The sequence below is a fragment of the Burkholderia sp. MSHR3999 genome, assembly GCF_000833595.1.
Classification (GTDB): domain Bacteria; phylum Pseudomonadota; class Gammaproteobacteria; order Burkholderiales; family Burkholderiaceae; genus Burkholderia; species Burkholderia ubonensis.
In genome coordinates, this window is record NZ_JRFO01000001.1 from 1480544 (window position 1) to 1498111 (window position 17568).

General features: G+C 63.2%; 15 protein-coding genes and 2 tRNA genes. 6 read left to right on the forward strand and 11 right to left on the reverse strand.

Annotated elements, in window-relative coordinates; all coding sequences use genetic code 11:
* Positions 1 to 391 precede the first annotated feature (391 nt).
* Genes KY49_RS06925 through KY49_RS06945 form a run of 5 tightly spaced genes read right to left on the reverse strand, consistent with a single transcriptional unit; the run spans position 392 to position 4909 of the window.
* Entirely contained in the window at positions 392 to 1540 is a 1149-nt protein-coding gene (locus tag KY49_RS06925; RefSeq protein ID WP_042583922.1) for an STY4528 family pathogenicity island replication protein, read from the reverse strand.
* Positions 1541 to 1543: 3 nt separating this feature from the next.
* Positions 1544 to 2104, reverse strand: a complete 561-nt coding sequence (locus tag KY49_RS06930) for a DUF2857 domain-containing protein (protein WP_042583923.1) — start codon at positions 2102 to 2104, stop codon at positions 1544 to 1546.
* Positions 2104 to 3795, reverse strand: coding sequence for a ParB family protein (locus KY49_RS06935; protein ID WP_042583924.1), 1692 nt, complete (start codon positions 3793 to 3795; stop codon positions 2104 to 2106). The genes KY49_RS06930 and KY49_RS06935 overlap by 1 nt, the downstream gene beginning before the upstream one ends.
* 5 nt (positions 3796 to 3800) lie before the next feature.
* A complete protein-coding gene (locus KY49_RS06940) occupies positions 3801 to 4658 on the reverse strand; it encodes a ParA family protein (RefSeq protein ID WP_042583925.1) in 858 nt (285 codons plus the stop codon).
* A gap of 23 nt (positions 4659 to 4681) precedes the next feature.
* Positions 4682 to 4909, reverse strand: coding sequence for a helix-turn-helix transcriptional regulator (locus KY49_RS06945; protein WP_015601714.1), 228 nt, complete (start codon positions 4907 to 4909; stop codon positions 4682 to 4684).
* Positions 4910 to 5890: 981 nt separating this feature from the next.
* Between KY49_RS06945 and KY49_RS36955 the strand changes: the two genes are divergently transcribed.
* The 4 genes from KY49_RS36955 to KY49_RS06960 all read left to right on the forward strand — a co-directional run bounded on the left by KY49_RS36955 (position 5891) and on the right by KY49_RS06960 (position 9030).
* The gene (locus tag KY49_RS36955; RefSeq protein ID WP_156162449.1) at positions 5891 to 6355 is read left to right on the forward strand and encodes a hypothetical protein; all 465 of its coding nucleotides are present in this window, start codon (positions 5891 to 5893) and stop codon (positions 6353 to 6355) included.
* Between the two features lie 337 nt (positions 6356 to 6692).
* Positions 6693 to 7214 (forward strand): PAAR domain-containing protein, encoded by a 522-nt coding sequence (locus KY49_RS06950; RefSeq protein WP_042583926.1) that lies wholly within the window; start codon positions 6693 to 6695, stop codon positions 7212 to 7214.
* A 32-nt stretch (positions 7215 to 7246) separates the two neighbouring features.
* Entirely contained in the window at positions 7247 to 7942 is a 696-nt protein-coding gene (locus tag KY49_RS06955) for a VRR-NUC domain-containing protein (RefSeq protein WP_042583927.1), read from the forward strand.
* A 5-nt stretch (positions 7943 to 7947) separates the two neighbouring features.
* Entirely contained in the window at positions 7948 to 9030 is a 1083-nt protein-coding gene (locus tag KY49_RS06960) for a type VI immunity family protein (protein ID WP_042583928.1), read from the forward strand.
* Between the two features lie 80 nt (positions 9031 to 9110).
* Here the strand turns inward: KY49_RS06960 and KY49_RS06965 are convergent, their stop codons facing one another.
* The 5 genes from KY49_RS06965 to KY49_RS06985 all read right to left on the reverse strand — a co-directional run bounded on the left by KY49_RS06965 (position 9111) and on the right by KY49_RS06985 (position 11940).
* Complete coding sequence (locus KY49_RS06965; protein ID WP_231636351.1) at positions 9111 to 9635, reverse strand: tyrosine-type recombinase/integrase; 525 nt, start codon at positions 9633 to 9635, stop codon at positions 9111 to 9113.
* Between the two features lie 71 nt (positions 9636 to 9706).
* Positions 9707 to 10969, reverse strand: a complete 1263-nt coding sequence (locus tag KY49_RS06970) for a tyrosine-type recombinase/integrase (protein ID WP_042583929.1) — start codon at positions 10967 to 10969, stop codon at positions 9707 to 9709.
* Positions 10970 to 11144: 175 nt separating this feature from the next.
* Positions 11145 to 11231, reverse strand: a tRNA-Leu gene (locus KY49_RS06975).
* 208 nt (positions 11232 to 11439) lie between these two features.
* Positions 11440 to 11676, reverse strand: a complete 237-nt coding sequence (locus KY49_RS38445) for a hypothetical protein (RefSeq protein ID WP_042583930.1) — start codon at positions 11674 to 11676, stop codon at positions 11440 to 11442.
* Between the two features lie 177 nt (positions 11677 to 11853).
* Positions 11854 to 11940: transfer RNA gene (locus tag KY49_RS06985), tRNA-Leu, on the reverse strand.
* 244 nt (positions 11941 to 12184) lie between these two features.
* Between KY49_RS06985 and rnr the strand changes: the two genes are divergently transcribed.
* The gene (gene rnr, locus KY49_RS06990) at positions 12185 to 14641 is read left to right on the forward strand and encodes a ribonuclease R (RefSeq protein WP_042583931.1); all 2457 of its coding nucleotides are present in this window, start codon (positions 12185 to 12187) and stop codon (positions 14639 to 14641) included.
* Positions 14642 to 14789: 148 nt separating this feature from the next.
* Positions 14790 to 15533 (forward strand): 23S rRNA (guanosine(2251)-2'-O)-methyltransferase RlmB, encoded by a 744-nt coding sequence (gene rlmB / locus KY49_RS06995; protein ID WP_010098287.1) that lies wholly within the window; start codon positions 14790 to 14792, stop codon positions 15531 to 15533.
* A 139-nt stretch (positions 15534 to 15672) separates the two neighbouring features.
* Here rlmB and KY49_RS07000 read toward each other — a convergent pair whose 3' ends face one another.
* A complete protein-coding gene (locus KY49_RS07000) occupies positions 15673 to 17358 on the reverse strand; it encodes a long-chain-fatty-acid--CoA ligase (protein ID WP_042583932.1) in 1686 nt (561 codons plus the stop codon).
* Positions 17359 to 17568: the final 210 nt, after the last annotated feature.

Below are 17568 nucleotides of genomic sequence, written 5' to 3' on the forward strand. Positions count from 1 at the left end.
GCCTGCCTCGCGAAAATCCGGGGTGGGGCGCGTGGTGACGACAGGCATGAAGACGGAGAGCGCGAAGCGATGTCATGGTGCCTGCCATGGCAACCGGGGCGTCCCCGCTGACGGGGGCATTATGCCAGTACCGGCGAGCGCGCCGACTGGTTTGCGCGGGCAACGTGCGAACGCGTACCGGAACACGCATGGGACGGCAGGGACTGCCTAGCTATACCAGTGGTATAGCCTCTGGCGGATCACGATGGAATGGGCGTTGCGCTGATAGAACGTCGGTGGCGCGAAGGGGCCATGCCGAGCCATCGGCATGGGTGTGCCTCGTCACCCGCAAAGCTATACCAGTGGTATAGCCTCCCATGGTCCGTTATGGAACCCCTGCGAGACGCGACGATCATCCAGCATCGTCCGGCGGCAAACGCAAGAGCGCACGAAGGTGCGCGAGGTGTTGCTGCACGATGTCGGCATCGGCCGGACGCGCGGCCTGCGTTGTGATGGCCGGTGGTGCAGAGGCCGGTGAATGGCTTGATGGTGCGCACCACGCCTGAAACTCGCCACGCAGCGCCTTGCCGATAATGCCGAACAGATAGCCGGCGGGCTTGCGCACGGCGTGTGTATCGAGCCGCGCCTGCCATTCGTCGAGCACCGCTTGGCGTAGTGACGGATCGACCTGTTGCAGCGCCGCCAGCGCGCCGTTTTGCTGCTCGGCGCGCAATGTCGCGAAGCGCGCTGGCAGGCGCAGCGCGTCACGCGCGCGCGGTACAGGAGTAAGTACATCAGAAGAGGGTTTTATACGTACTGTACGGTCCGCGTTCGGATTCCGAAGACGGTCTTTGGGCGCGGGTTTTCGACCGTGTTCGGAATCCGAAGGCCGGTCATCGAGAATCCGAAGACGGCGTGCGTCACCGTCTTCGGATGCGTGCTGTGGATAACTGCGCGCTTGCGGCGCTGTGTCGTTGGCATCGTCGTGCAGACCCTGTTGCGTCAATCGTTGCGTGATGATCTGCAACCGCGTCGGCAGGACGCAACCGGATAGCAGCGGGTCGGTCGTCACTTCTTCGAGAACGTGGTAGCCGACTGATCGGATCGCCTTGCTCGCATGAGTGAGCGCGCGGCCGATGAGGTCGAGGTATTCCACATCGAGCTGGATGGCTTCGAAGGACGAGAGCGGCTCGTCGTGCAGCACGTACAGATTGCCCTGATGGCGCCCGGTCGGTTTGTCGCGGCGACGCTGGACGAGGCTCAGCCATCGCGTCAGTCGCAGGATGGTCAAGGCGCGGGCGACCGTCTCTGACGACGCCTTGGTCGTGCAGGGCATCGACGCGAGATACGGTGCAAGTTCGTCGTAGGTGGGAAACGCGGTGATGCCGTCGCGTTGCAGTTGCAAGCGGATCACCTGCCACGCGTTGCGTTCGAGCGGCGTCAGCCGGCGATCGAGAAAGAGCGCGCGCGGCACGGTCTCATGCCGGTTGCCGCTGAACAGAACGGCGTCACCCAACCGTGCCGCTGGTTCGCCAGACGGGTCGGAGGGGCGTGCCACCATGGTTTATACGAGCCCTTCGGCAATCCATCCCTGCATCACGTTCCAGAGGACCGCCATGGGTAGGCTCAGGGCTTCGGCGGTGTCCATGCACAGGTCCAGCATCGTCCTATCGTCACGCGGATCAACGCCGTCGGCCTCGATGCGCGGTTGCCAGTGTTCCCACACCGCTTTCTCTTGTATCTCACTGAGGACGGGCCAGCGGCCCTTGCGCTTGGGCATGCCGAGCATGTCGCGACGCAGGGCGACTTCCTGATGCGTGAGACCGTAGAATTGACTCACCATCTCTGTGCTCGCGCCGAGCCGGAGCATGCGGTCGACGGTTTCGATTTCCTGTTCGACGTCGCGAGCCTGATGCAGCAGACGGCGTAGCACGTCGCCATTGACCTGGACCTTGCACCAGGCCACCGACGCATTGACCAGGAGACTTACCATCTCCGGGTGCTTCAGCGCTTCGAGCGCGTCGTCGCCAAAGCCCATGGCTTTGCAGCGGCGCAGTTGACCGTGGCGAAGATCATGCAGGGCCTGGGCGATCACGGCCTGGTTCAACGGGTGGGGTGCCGACATCAGGATGCTCCATGCGTGCCTTCCGCTGCGCCGGGTGGAGCGTTGAGATGATCGCGCAGGCGGCGGGCGAGACGTACCAGTCGATACAGTTTCACGAGGGCGGCATCGCTCAGACGCGTCAGCGGATGCGCGACGGTGCCGCCCAGTAGCAAGGGAGCCAGATCGTCGGCCAGGCGCAGACTGGCCAAGGCCGATTCCGCCGAGGTGGTGGGAACGTCCGGGGCCACCACCGTGAGGGCGAGCAGCAGTCCGCGCACCGCGCGTGCGAAGAACGGCAAGGGTGACGTGCGGTGCGCGTGCGTCTCGTCGATGCGGTAGCCGATGCCCTGGTCGGTCGCGACCACACAGGCATCCATGTCGGCTTCGGCGGCGATCTCGCGCGCGAGTTGTGCGATGTGGGTGCGTAAGGGCAGCGGATCGTCGAGCGTGGGCGCGATCGCCCATACGTCCGAAATCGGATAGAGCCCGCCTGCTTGCACGGGCACAGCCTGAATCACCGTCGTGGCGAAATCGGAAGGCGTGTCGTCGCCGGTATGCTCGGCGACCAGTTGTCGGAGCGCTTGCAATCGTCCCGTGTCGGGTGCCGGCGATACCACGTGCTGCTGCACAGACCCGGCATCGTCGTTTGGCACGGACGATGGCTGTGTGTTGGTGGGCGTCGAAGGCGATGGCGCCATCGGTGGTGGCGCGGCAGCATCGCCCGTAGAGGAAACGGCCGTCGTTGAAGGGGGGCTCGCGTCGGGCGACGGTGAGGCTTTTCGGGCGTGGGGCGAAGCGGTGTCCGGTGGTGCGGCCGGTTCCCGGGCGAGGGCACGCTGCCGTGTCTCGAATTCCTCGAGGTCCAGGCTCAGCGCGTCGTAATCCACGCCGAGCCGTTCGGCCATCTGCCCGATCAATTCATCCTGCATGCGCTGCACGGCAAAGCTGCCGACGTCGCCGTCGAAGAGTGCGAGCACCTCCTGGAACACCGCGGCGAACTCCGCGCCCTCGCCGCCGCGCTGCTCCCACGTGCGTGCCGCCGCGCGACGCAAAGCGACGAGCCTTTCGACGTGCGGTCGGCCGAGACCGCCATAGAGCAACGTCGGGATGGCCGGCAGCAGATGACGCACGGCTTCCTGCATGCGGCTAATGTGAGGCTGTGGCGTGGGATAACCATCGCCGGTAAGCCGCCGGGCCAGTTCCGATTGCGAGAGCGGCGTGCCGCTTTCCTGCTCGTACAACTCGCGGGCCTTTTCCACCGCGAGCGCACGTTCGATGAACGTGAGCGCACCGTGCAATTCATTCTCGGCGAGGTGGCCGGTAAGCGCGACGATCTCGCCGCGCGGTGACCACGGACGAAACAGGCACGGGATGCGGAAGAAACGTTCGTCGTGCGTGTCGGTCCACAGCTCGTTCAAGATCGCGAGGCGTGTATTGCCGCCGTTGCGAATGATGTAATGGGCCTCGCCCGGCCGGCGCGTAATCGCCGGTGGCGCATCCAGTCCGCGTTCACGGATCGACGCCTTCAGATCGTCGTAGCGCGGATTGCGCGTCACGCGCGGATTGAGTTCGTAGGGCCGCAACTGCTCCAGCGTCACGATCATGGGTGTGTCCGCGATCGGATCGGTCAACGCGGACGCCACAGGGCCGCTGCGCTCAAAGCCGTCGGCGAGCAGCTTCGCGGCCATGTCGTCGGGCGTGAGCGCGGCCATGGACGTCAGTCCTTGTCCGTGGCGGATTGCGCCAGCCGATTCGCGAGCTGATGGAAGCGCTCGCGCCAGGCAGGAAAGAGCTCGTCGCTCACCGCGTGCATCGTAGCGAGTGCGGAGGACGCGACACGGCCGGACGGTGCGCGATATTCGACACGATGGGCGGGCAGCGCCAGCGTGGACGCGCGCGGATACGCTTCGAGCGCGGGAACGCAGGTGGCGAGCACGCGCACGTCAGTCCGTGCCACGAAGAGGTCGCGCAGCGTTTGCCGGATGAGGCGTGCGTTGCGCGACACGGCCGGCATGCGATTGATCAAGAGATGCAACGGCGGCGGCATGATACCCAGGTGTCGGTACGGCGCGATGTCCTCCAGCAATCGCAGCGTGCCGCGCCGGAATTCGCGGGCGGACAGGAGTTCCGGTGTGACGGGCGACAGCGCGAGGTCCGACGCGAGCAGGGCAGCTTCGAGCAGCACGCTGCGTGCGCCTTGCGTGTCGATCAACATCAAGTCGTAGTGCGGACGGAACGCCGGCAGCAGATGGCGCAGGCGAAGCCGTCCGTCGGCCGCATGTAGCAGCAGCGAACTCAACTGGCCGCGGTCGTCATTGGACAGGATAAGATCGAGCCCAGTGATGGCCGTGCGCGAAATGAGCTGGTCGGTATCCGTTTCGTTGAACGCGAGTAATTCGTAGGCGCCGGCCTCGGCGCGCGCCTTCACGGCGAAGTAGCTCGATAGCGTGGGTTGCACGTCCAGATCGAGCAGCAGCACCCGCAGCCCCGCGTCGGCGGCGAAGCCGCCCAGATTGGCGGCCGTCGTCGTTTTACCGACCCCGCCCTTGGTGGAAATCAGGGAGACGACAAGCATGGCCTATCACCTTGTGCGCGTCGTCAAGCGCGTTGCTGCTTGCGTTCTTCGATCCATTGATCGATTTCCCTCGAGTCCCAGCCGACGGCACGGGCGCCCAGCGGAATCGCTCGGGGAAACTTGCCCTGATGCATGAGGTTGTAGATGTGCGAACGCTTGAAGCCGGTACGGCGTTCGACGTCCTTGCGGCGGAGGATGCAGTGTTCGACGAGTTCGTCGGCGGGCGCATTGGGCTCGATGAGACGCGGCATAGCAGTCACTCCTTGGCGCTCGGTGGCGCGGGTTGGGGGTGACTGGTATGGGAAGGCAAACCGATGCGCGATACCGTCACCAATCCGGAGCGCGGCACGACCCTATAGTGCTGCCGCCGAACGGGAGCACGTGGAGAGGTCCGCAGAGGGATGTGGAGTGGCTATGGATCGATGCGCTGTCGCTCGTAGGCCGGGAGCGAATCATAGCGGGTGCCTGATCTCGCGCGTGACACTGCGGAAATCGGTGGCTCGCTCGTTTGCGCAAGAACGGGGTTCGAATCGATGCGCTTGCCCACACTGTGGGATATGAGCCGGTTAGGAATGCGCGGTCTGATGATCACTGGGACCGCGAGATTGAAAGCCCTCGTATGCTCATGTTTGGTCTTATCCATTTTTCTACCTTCTTGACTTCAGCGATGCACAGATACTCCTTGCCCGACAGGTACGACGCTCATCGAACCCTAGGTATTGCGCGATGCCGACACGGAATGAAGGAAGCGTTTCCAGAGTGGATCATTCTATCTAATTCGCCGATGTTGCGTGCACTGTGAGCGAGTTCAAAGAACGATGACGGAAGACGGCGAAATGCGCGCGAATGGATGTCGAGATGCCATGCATTTCGCTTGGCCTGCACAAGACGTTCACCTGCAATAAACGTAGTGAGGATGACTTGACGAGTATTCGTACTCATGGATCACTCTAGATCCAATGCTCCAATTCTGAGCATCTGGCGTGGGGTACCGAGATGTCGCGGAACGGCCAATGGGTTCCCTTGAGCAATCAATGAGGCCGGTCATTTAAGCGGCCGCTCGCCTTCATCAGCGGCGAGTTGATCACTATTTTCAGGCCCCATCTGTCCGTGCCTGCTCGCGTTTCGGCATGGTCGGACCGAGTGCGGACACTTTCGGCCATTCGACCCCCATGCCGAAAAGTGCTGCACAATCGTGGCTGGCTCCGTTGATGGACTGTCGAAAACAAGCGATGAATTTCACGCCAGACTTTCTTTCCTTCGTGACTCGGTGCGGGGCGTCCGCCCGATACTATGAGATCTGTGTTGAGCATCCGTTGCGGCTTGAGGAGCGCCCGTTGGCAGTGCGAGCCCCAGAAATCGTCGCAGCAGCGGGTGGCCGGATGAACCTTTCCAAGCTCCCAGGACCAGGTACGGTTTTGCAATTGCATGAACTAATGCCTGGCGTGACGCTCCGATTCATCCTTCAGGGGCGACGCAGCGTTGAAACGGACTTCAGCGTTACTTTCGGCGCCGGAACCGAACGAGGAACACTTGCCGTACTGTCGCATGCGGCTGCGTTGTATTCGGGCGCTGAGCCACATCGACCGCCATATCCGCGTCCCGAATTTCATTCAATGGACGAGCTTCTCGCAATTTTCCAGAAGTTGGGAATTCTCGTGAATGACATTGCCAAGCTTCAAGGGATGGAAAGTTGATGGTTGGTTCGCGTTCCCGGACTCGACTCGAGTGACCGCTTTTCGGAAATGCCGGTGCCCCTTGTGGGGCAAACGCGTCCGCCGAGCAACACACGATTTTAGCGTGCCCAACTTTTGCGATGTGGCAGAGAACGTCGGTATCAACCGCCTATACGGATACTTTTTTCAATCTATGCCGCATCGAATCATCGGCCGAGATCCAGCGGAACGTGACCCTCGAATGAAGCGTCTTTGCTTGAGTGCTTGCGATAGCCATTCTCAAATTTTGACAAAACCGCGTTGTGTACCAATCGTCTGAGGTAAAGTAGCAACCCCTCTCATTCAATGGAGTGAATCGATGGGGTTCGCATTTATCCGGGAAGGCGACCGCACATCGCACGGTGGCGTCGTGCAGAAGTGCTCGCGTAACGACATGATGGACGGAAAGCCGATGGCGATGCTGGGGGACATGGTTTCGTGTCCGCGCTGCGGTGGCGTCTTTCCGATTGTCAGCACTAAACCGCTAGGAATGACCTTCGACGGACGTCCGCCGGCGACCGAGGGTGATAAAACGGCATGCGGTGCTCAGCTGATCGCCTCACAGCACAATTCGACGGCCGAGATCACAGGCGGCGCCGGCATTCCAATGGGTGGTACGACGGCGGTCTATGAAAAAGATCCATCGTCGCGCGCGTTTCGTGGCCGTTTTCAAGTGCTGGATTCGGCCACTGGCGCTCCGGCGAAGGGCCATGCCTACACGTTGCGCACATCGAGCGGCGAGATGATGTCCGGTGTGACGGACAGCAATGGCTACACGCAATGGCACCAAGCTGACGAGCCGGCTTCGCTGCTCTTCGGGCACGGCCCGTCGGCATCGTGAGCGATTACGGTAGTGGCGGGGTGTCCGGTGGTATGGCACCGGGCGAAGGCCAGACCACGATCGTTCAACTCGACAACGATCTCACTCCGAAGGATCGGGCCGTTTTGTGTGGGGCCATCTGTCAGTGCAACGACGAGCCCGATGTCGGGCTGAAGGGCCAATCGCTCAAGCAGCAATGCGTGCGTCGCAAGCTCAAGGAGCGCGACGCGGCGATGAACTTTCAAAGCCCCTACAAGCCGGAGATCAACTACAACATGGACGACTCGCCGCCGTCGCCGATTATGAGTTCGTCCAACGCGCTCGAACCGCACGGTTACCTGGCAGGCTGGATCGAGAAATATTGGCCGGGCGGGCGCAAGGGCTACGAGCCGGGTGTTGGCAACATCCGTCGTCCCGATGTGGTGATCGTCAAGGACCCGATGAAGCCGCCGACGCAGGATAATCTTCGATCGGTCGTCGAGATGAAGTTCCCGCCCGATCCGCGCGATGCGGCACAATTGAGGGACTACCGCCGGATCGCGGGACGCAACGCCACGGTGACCGTGCTCGACCCGGCGACGTGCGGATGCAGCAGGAAGCGGGCAGGGGAGGAGGAACCGGCGACGAGTCCGATGTCCGACATGCTGGATTCGCTTGAGCGTCAGATGAAGACGCTCCTGAATCAGCGGCCCGCGCCGGGCACCCCGGGATGGGGCTTGCCGGTGCCACCTATCCCTATCGTTCCCTGACTGACATGGCTGATCCACATTTCATCGAATGGGCACGTGCTCACCAGAAGGATGCGCTCATACAGGGCGCATTGCTGGAGCCGCGCATGCCGCACGACTACATCGGCGCTGTGCTGGTGATCCGCGCCGCATTGTTTTTCCCACATGCGGCCGATCCTGCTGTTCGGAACGAGATCGCACAGTGTTTCGAGGCCTACTCAGCGGTGGCCGGCGATCGACTCACCTGGTTATGGCAGGACGGAAAACGGGAGATGGCGCTCAAGAACGGCAAACTCGATCCCAAGGTGTTCACGGTTGGCAAACCGAATGAGGGGCTGGGCGTCTATGTGACGTCGGGCGAGAAGGCCATCGACGCCAGCTTTTGGGAGTTTCGGGTAAGCGGCTTGACCGCTCGGCAGGAGCAGCATCCCGATTACGGCACGAACGCGCTGACGTTCTCCATGCCGGTGTTGCACGTCGCCGAGCATCCCGCGGTGTTCCAGCAGCTCTTTGTGGAATGTGCGCGGCGCTTGAAGGTTTCAAGCGGATACGCCGGTTACGCGGCGAATCTCAGCTACGCGCAGCCGGAACCCAATACACCGACCGAATATTGGTTATCCACGCGCTTCAGCGGTCTGGATGTGGGGGACCCGATCCAGAATGCCCTGCATCTGCGCGACAAATTGAAGACCGTCAGTTGGCTGACCGCGATCAACCAGCAGATGCTCGAGAAAGTGGGGGGCATCGCAGCGCTGCGCAATGAATTGCCACGCGATTGGTTTGCGTTCTACGACCTGGACGGCGGTGTTGCAATTCAGGCCGGCCCGCGGCCGGAGTCGGGCGCGTCCGTCGAGGAGAAGGGGGCGCCCGTGTTGCCGGCGAACTACGTGATCGCCAACCATGCGCTGAAAGACGTTCGCGTCGATTCGCTATGGCAATTGCAGATTGGTCTCGGCGGTACGCAAGCCGCGCTGTACAAGAGTCCTGCTGCTGGCGACCGCTGGCTGCGTCGATACGATGTGCCATCGGATCAGCTCTTGGCCTACAAGGCCGCAGTGTTGGACCTTCCTGTGTTGACACCGGAAAGTGTGCTTGCGGACCGCCTCTGATCGATGTCATCCATCGCTGCCGTGATTTATTTCGTCGCTCGTATTACCGCCGACGTGGAAGTCGGCGGTAGTTTTCACGATCACGAAACAGCCAATGCTGCGGGCTCGGGAGCAACGGAGTGAAGCGCCACATGACCTGTCACGTAGTCGGCCCAATCTTGCATGAGGTTGGCTCGCTTCATGAACAGATCTCCCCGGGCATACGCGGCTTCGGTCTGGTCTCCGATGACGTGTGCCAAGGCCGCCTCGGATACTTCCCGTGGATAGTCAGTGGTTTCGCGCGCCCAATCCTTGAACGTGGAGCGGAACCCATGCACCGTCAGATCCTCACGTTCCATCCGCTTGAGGAGCTGGAGCATGGCCATGTTCGATAGGTGTGTGCCAGCCCTGCTGGCCGGAAACACGAACTCACCCATACCAGCTTCGAGCAAAGGCCTGATCAGCTTCACTGACTCGGTGGAGAGCGGCACGCGATGTTCCCGCTTCGCCTTCATACGTTCGGCAGGGATGGTCCAGATGCTTGCCGCAAGATCGAATTCCGCGCGACGTGCGCCGATAACTTCGTTCGTGTGACTCGTCTTCGGAATGACCAATTGCAACGCCATGGCCGCGTTCCCTTCAGAAAGTTCGAGAACGTGAAGCACGCTAGACGGGAAACGTCCCTCGATCAAAGGCACTATTTGGTAACACTGGGGTTGCCATGATGGCGAACGTAGACATTGACTCGTTTCGCGAACTTTGCCGCTAAGTCGGCAGATAGCGGGCCACCTTTTAGAGCGTCTAGGTAGTCAGCGTACCATTGCATCATTGCCTTGCGTTGCGGCAGATACATGGCATGGTTGTAATCGCCGGCCACGCCGCCCTCGAGGTGGGAAAGTTGCGTTTCTACGTGGTCGCGGTTCCAGCCGTGTTCTCGCAGCAGCGTGCTTGCGGTATGCCGCGCTCCATGCCCGACCATGCGGCCCTTGTACCCGATTTTTGAAAAAACGAGGTTGATAGTGTTTTCGCTGATGATCTCGTTTTTGGTACCGATGCCGGGGAACAGGTAGCGATGACTGCCTGTGACCCTCTGAAGTTCTTTGAGAGCCTTGATCAATTGTTTGGGAAGGGGCGCGACATGGGCGCGGCGCATCTTCATCTTGGCGGCATTGATGGTCCAAAGACCTCCGTCGAGATCAAGCTCAGTCCATTCGGCGTAACGCACCATACCGGGACGACTCGCGGTCAAGATCGTCATCCACGCTGCAACGCGGGCGACCACCCGGCTAGTGGATAGGTCGAGCGCTTTCAAGAAATTGGGCAGCTCGGGTTCCAGTAGATGAGGATAGGGCTTGGCTTTGGGCGCTTCCTTGGCGATGACTTTCAATTCCGATGCAGGGTTGTACTCGCACTGCCCACGGGCGATGGCTTGACTGAAAATTTCGCGCAACCAACCACGAGCCTTCTTGGCGACGTTGAGCGCGTCTCGTCTCTCGAAGCGCTCTTGAACGCGTACGCAGTCCGCGCGCGTAATGTCGGGCACTCGGTTTTTACCCAGTTCTGGCAGGATGTCCTTGTCGAGATAGGTGCGCATTTTGTCGAGTGTGGAGGCGGAGCGTCCCGCGTCCTGTTTGCCCTTAAACCAGCGCTCGGCTGCAGTGCTGAATGTGTCGTCGTCCGCTGCGCGGTTACTGCCATCACGTGGTCGCTGTACGGAAGGGTCGATGCCGTTTGCAACTTGTGTTCGTGCTGCTCCGGTAAGTTCGCGTGCGCGTTGCAGTGATATATCAGGATACGTACCGAACGAAATGCGTCGCTGCTTCTTGGCGAAGCTGTAGCGGAAGTGCCAACTCTTGATGCCGGTCTGGGCAACGAAGAGGAACAGGCCGTCGCGATCCTTGAGTGTGTACTCTCTGGTCGACGGCTTTGCAGCGTCGACTTCCTTGACGGTTAGCGGCATGCCAGCGCTCCTAGTACATTGGGAACGAACTCGAACTTTCAATGTACTGGCTAATGTACTACTTGGAGGCTGGCTAGAGGTGGTTCTCAGTGGATGCCAGAAAACAGAAGACCCCGGAAACTCGGGGGTTTTCGGGGTTTCTTTGGACTTCAGTGGATCGCGTTGGACCCTATGTTGGTGCCCAGGAGAGGACTCGAACCTCCACGATGTTGCCACCGCTAGGACCTGAACCTAGTGCGTCTACCAATTCCGCCACCTGGGCACGTTTCGCTTGGTGCTGCATCGCGAAAGAATGCAATTATAGCGGGTCCGCAGGGGCTGTCAATACCATTTCGGTGTCGGTGAAAAATATCTGTGCGTGGTTCGAGGATTCGGTGTCGGCCATCGCAACCATCGGGAAGCTGGGCTGGGGCGTTGAGGTGCGATCTCCGTGGAGTCCGGCGCTAAGATGGGGGCTACTACGACGGTGATTACATTCCTGCGTCGACGTTCGAGGCCGGCCTGATCTCCTGAGTCTGAAGGTGGTGGCCGGTAACCAGCAGAACGCTGCGGCGCGAGCGTTGCTCGGCAAGGACTACGTAACGCTCGTCGACATGATCGACGTCCGGGGTAAGGGTGGCGACGAAGACGCGCTGGGTGCAAACGTGAACGAGTACTTCGTGCGTGATATTGCGAACACAGGGCACGGAAATGAAAAAGGCCGGCATATAGCCGGCCTTTCAAAAAACAGATGGTGCCCAGGAGAGGACTCGGTCACGCGGGCGCGACCCCGGCTGCGCTTGCAAGCGCAGCCTTTCGAGTCCTCACGCAAAGCGCGCAGGCGCTTTGCTTCCTGGGCCAGAAATGAAAAAGGCCGGCTAGAAGCCGACCTTTTTGAAAACAGATGGTGCCCAGGAGAGGACTCGAACCTCCACGATGTTGCCACCGCTAGGACCTGAACCTAGTGCGTCTACCAATTCCGCCACCTGGGCACGTTTCGCTTGGTGCTGCATCGCGAAAGAACGCAATTATAGCGCCCCATTTATTCATGTCAACACTTTTTTGCAATGCATCGAACCGGCCCGGCCGGCGGGCGAACGCGACGCGTCCGCATCGTTCGCGACACGGCCGGGTGTTAGAATGGCCGCCAACAATATAGACATGCCTAAATCGGCATGGTCGTATTGATGCCGCGCACCATCAGCCATCGCAACGAGAACAACCATCGACAAGCCCTTGAGCAAATATCCGTACCCCATCCCGAGCCGTGAAGAGATTCTCGGCGTGCTGCGTACGAGCGACGCGCCTCTCGCCGCGAACGACATCGCCGAGGCACTGTCGATCAAGCGCCAGGAGCGCGAAGGGTTCTTCCGGCGCGTCGCCGCGATGGAGCGCGACGGCCAGATCCGGCTCGACAAACGCGGCCATTACCAGTTGACCCATCCGTCGAACTTCGTCGCCGGGCGCGTGCAGGGCCATCGCGACGGCTACGGGTTCGTGATCCGCGACGACGGCCAGGACGACCTGTTCCTGCCGAACGGCGAGATGCAGAAGGTGATGCACAACGACCGCGTGCTCGCGCGGATCGTCGGCTACGACCGGCGCGGCCGGCCGGAAGGCCATGTCGTCGAGGTCACCGACCGCGCGAACAAGCGCGTGATCGGCCGCCTGCTCAACGAGAACGGCGCGCTGATCGTCGCGCCCGAAGACAAGCGCATCGGCCACGACATCCTGATCACGCAGAACGTGAAGAAGGCGAAGGTCGGGCAGGTCGTCGTCGTCGAGCTGACCGACTTCCCGAGCCGGCATTCGCAGCCGCTCGGCCGCGTGGTCGAAGTGCTCGGCGACATCGACGATCCCGGCATGGAGATCGAGATCGCGGTGCGCAAGTACGGCGTGCCGCATGAATTCAGCCAGCCCGCGCTCGACGACGCGGCCGCGCTGCCGGACAAGGTGCGGCCCGCCGACCTGCGGTTCCGCGTCGACCTGCGCGACGTGCCGCTCGTCACGATCGACGGCGAGGACGCGCGCGACTTCGACGATGCGGTCTACTGCGAGCCGGTCAAGGTCGGCCGCGGCGACGGCTTCCGCCTGATCGTCGCGATCGCCGACGTGTCGCATTACGTGCAGCCGGGCAGCGGGCTCGACGGCGACGCGGTCGAGCGCAGCACGTCGGTGTATTTCCCGCGCCGAGTGATTCCGATGCTGCCGGAGAAACTGTCGAACGGGCTGTGCTCGCTGAATCCGCAGGTCGATCGCTGCGTGCTCGCGTGCGATATCGTGATCACCGCGCGCGGCGAGATCAAGGCCTATCAGTTCTACCCGGCCGTGATCCATTCGGCCGCGCGCCTCACGTACACGGAAGTCGCGGCGGTGCTCGCGAACACGAAGGGGCCGGAGGCCGCGCGCCGCGCCGAGCTGCTGCCGCACCTGCAGAACCTGTACGGCGTCTACAAGGCGCTGTTCGCCGCGCGGCAAAAGCGTGGCGCGATCGACTTCGATACGACCGAGACGTACATCGTCTGCAATACGCAGGGCAAGATCGAGCAGATCCTGCCGCGCCAGCGCAACGACGCGCACCGGCTGATCGAGGAGTGCATGCTGGCCGCGAACGTGTGCGCGGCCGACTTCCTGAAGCGCAACAAGCATCCGGGCCTGTACCGCGTGCACGCGGGGCCGACCGCGGAGAAGCTCGAGAACCTGCGCGCGTTCCTGCGCGGCATGGGGCTGACGCTCGGCGGCGGCGACACGCCGCACGCGAGCGACTATGCGGCGCTGATGGCGCATATCCGCGACCGGCCCGATGCGCAGATGCTGCAGCCGATGCTGCTGCGCTCGATGCAGCAGGCGGTCTACAGCCCGGACAACATCGGCCACTTCGGTCTCGCGTACGAAGCCTATGCGCACTTCACGAGCCCGATCCGCCGCTATCCTGACCTGCTCACGCACCGCGCGATCTACGCGATCCTGTCCGGCAAGAAGTACGTGCCGAAGGCGCCGGACGGCGTCGCGCTGAACACCGCGCTGTCGCCGCGCGCCCGCGCGATGCAGCAGGCCGACGACGAGGCGCGCAATCGCTCGCGCACGACGAACACCGCGATCTGGGAAGAGCTCGGGCTGCACTGCTCGGCGAACGAGCGGCGCGCGGACGAGGCGTCGCGCGACGTCGAGGCGTGGCTCAAGTGCTACTTCATGCGCGACAAGCTCGGCGAGGAATACGGCGGGATGGTGAACGGCGTCACGTCGTTCGGCATCTTCGTGCAGCTCGACACGCTGTTCATCGAAGGCCTCGTGCACGTCACGGAGCTCGGCTCGGACTACTTCCAGTACGACGAGATCAAGAACGAGCTGCGCGGCGAGCGCACCGGCATCCGCTATCGCCTGTCGGACCGGGTGCGCGTGCAGGTGAGCCGCGTCGACCTCGACGCGCGCAAGATCGATTTCCGGCTGGTGCGCGACACGCCGGTGAAGGCGCCGCGTCCGGCGGCGGCACCCGTGGCCGCCGGCGCGGATCGCGGCGGCCCGCGCGTGCGCGCGCTGCCGCCGGCCGACGAGCCGGCGCGCGGCAAGAAGGCCGCGAGCGCGCCGAGCGTGGCCGTCAAGGAAGTGCGGGCGGCGCGCGCCGCCGCGAAGAAGAAGGGCGCATCGGCGAAGCCGGCCGCGAAGAAGGCGCGCGCCCGCAAGAAGTACTGAACGACGGGCGGCGCGCGAGCGCCGCCCCGGCGGCATCGAGAGACGCCGCGTGACCGGTCGTGGGCCGGGCGCGCGGCGCTTTCCTTTTCCATGGATTGCGGCCGTGCGCGTCGCGCGGCCGCGCGTTTGATCGAAGGTTGTTCCAGTCATGTCACGTCTGAAGGTTCTTTACGGTTTTCATGCGGTGACCGCACGCTTGCGGCACGATGCGTCGACGGTTGCGGAGGTGCTGTACGACCAGACGCGCCGCGACCGCCGCATGCAGGATTTCCTGCACGCCGCGAAGGAAGCGGGCGTGCGGCTGATCGCGGCCGACGAGACGCGCCTGTGGGGGCTCGCGCACACCGAGCGCCATCAGGGCGTCGTCGCACGCGTCGAGGACATTCCGCTCGCGCAGAACCTGTCCGAGCTGCTCGACGGCATCCAGGGCCCGGCGCTGCTGCTCGTGCTCGACGGCGTCACCGATCCGCACAACCTCGGCGCGTGCCTGCGCGTGGCCGATGCGGCCGGCGCGCACGCGGTGATCGCGCCGCGCGACCGCGCGGTCGGCCTGAACGCGACGGCGGCGAAGGTCGCGAGCGGCGCGGCCGACACGGTGCCGTACATCACGGTGACGAACCTTGCGCGCGCGCTGCGCGAGCTGAAGGAGGCCGGCGTGTGGATCATCGGCACGTCGGACGAAGCGTCGGCAACGCTCTACGATACGAAACTCGACGGCCCGGTCGCGCTCGTGATGGGTGCGGAAGGCGAGGGCATGCGCCGGCTCACGCGCGATACCTGCGACGAAGTGATGAGCATTCCGATGGCCGGCAGCGTCGAAAGCCTGAACGTGTCGGTCGCGAGCGGTGTGTGTTTGTATGAAGCGGTGCGGCAGCGGCGCGTGAAGGCGTGACGTGCTGACGTCCTCGCGTCGACCGCCGGTCGACCCGGCCGGACGACGGGCCTGAAGCGGGCGGCATCGGTGACGATGCCGCCTTTTTTGATGGTCATCCGAAAGGGCCGGTCCGTGTCCGGAGCGGGCCCCTGCGCAATTACGCAGTCTGACCGTGCTCGTCCCGCAGCTCCCGCCGCAGGATCTTGCCGATATTGGACTTCGGCAAGCTGTCGCGGAACTCGATGTACTTCGGCTTCTTGTAGCCCGTGAATTCCTTCTTGCAATAAGCCATCAATGATTCCGTGGTGAGCGCCGGATCGCGTCGCACGACGAACAGCTTCACCGCTTCGCCCGAATTCGAATCCGGCACGCCGACGCACGCGCATTCGACCACGCCCGGATGCGCGGCGACGACGCCTTCGATCTCGTTCGGATACACGTTGAAGCCCGACACGAGGATCATGTCCTTCTTGCGATCGACGATGCGCACGAAGCCGTGCTCGTCCATCACGCCGACGTCGCCCGACTTGAAGAAGCCGTCGGGCGTCATCACTTTCGCGGTTTCGTCGGGGCGGTTCCAGTAGCCGGCCATCACCTGCGGGCCGCGGATCGCGATCTCGCCGGGCTGCCCTTGCGCAACGGGTTCGTCGTTCTCGCCGAGGAGCGCGATGTCGGTCGACGGCACCGGCAGGCCGATCGTGCCGGTGAACGCGTCGAGCGTCGGGGGACTCAGCGTCACGCTGGGCGACGTCTCCGACAGGCCGTAGCCTTCGAGGATCGGGCAGCCGGTCGTCTTCATCCAGCGCGTGCTGACGACCTCCTGCACGGCCATCCCGCCGCCGAGCGTGATTCGCAGTCCGGAAAAATCGAGCGAGGCGAACCCGGGATGATTGAGCAGCGCGTTGAACAGCGTGTTCACGCCCGGGAAGAAATTCACGCGATATCGCGACAGTTCCTTGACGAACCCGTCGACGTCGCGCGGATTCGGAATCAGCAGGTTCATCGCGCCCCAGCGCGCGCCCATCAGCATGCACGCGTTCAGCGCGAGGATGTGATAGAGCGGCAGCGCGCAGACGGTCACGAGCGCGTCGATCTGCGGCGCCTTGCGCAGCGCCGGCTGGCTCCACGCGTCGTTCTGCAGGATGTTCGCGATCACGTTGCGATGCGTGAGCGTCGCGCCTTTCGACACGCCGGTCGTGCCGCCCGTGTATTGCAGGAACGCGACGTCGTCGTGATTCAGCGCGGCGGGCTGGAACGGCTGCCGTGCGCCGTCCCGCAGCGCCGTGCGAAACGGCGTCGCGCCGGGCAGGCGGTACGGCGGCACCAGCTTCTTCACGCGGCGGGCGACGAAGTTGACGGCCATGCCCCGGACCGGGCCGAGCAGGTCGCCCAGCGACGCGACGACGACGTGCCGGACGTCGGTTCGCGCGATCACCTGCTGCAGCGTCGTCGCGAAGTTCTCGAGCACGACGATCGCCTCCGCGCCCGAATCGCGGAGCTGATGCTCGAGTTCGCGCGGCGTATAGAGCGGATTGACGTTGACGACGGTAAAGCCTGCGCGCAGCGCCGCGGCGACCGCGACCGGATACTGCAGCACGTTCGGCATCATCACCGCGACACGCGCGCCTTTGCGCAGCCCGCGCTGTTGAAGCCATGCGCCGAGATGGCGCGAGTACGTGTCGAGTTCCGCGTAGGTCATCGTGCGCCCCATGCACGCATACGCGTTGCGCGCCGCGAACGTCGCGAACGACTCGTCGAGCAGGTGCGCGAGCGATGGGTAGCGATCGGGATCGACGGTCGCGGGAACGCCCTCGGGGTAGGACTTCAGCCAGATTCTTTCCATCGTGGTTCTCTCAGTGTCGCGACGCTCGCGCGTATCGCTTTGTCGGTGTCGGTGTCGGTGTCGGTGTCGGGAGCGCGTCGCTGCGCGTCGGCGGACGCCGATTGTCGCGGGAACGCCTGCCTATGACAAGTCGATGACCTGATCCGGTTCCGTTGACGGGACGCGGCGCGTCTCGTCCGGGACGGCGACTGTGCGCGGCGGACTCGATAG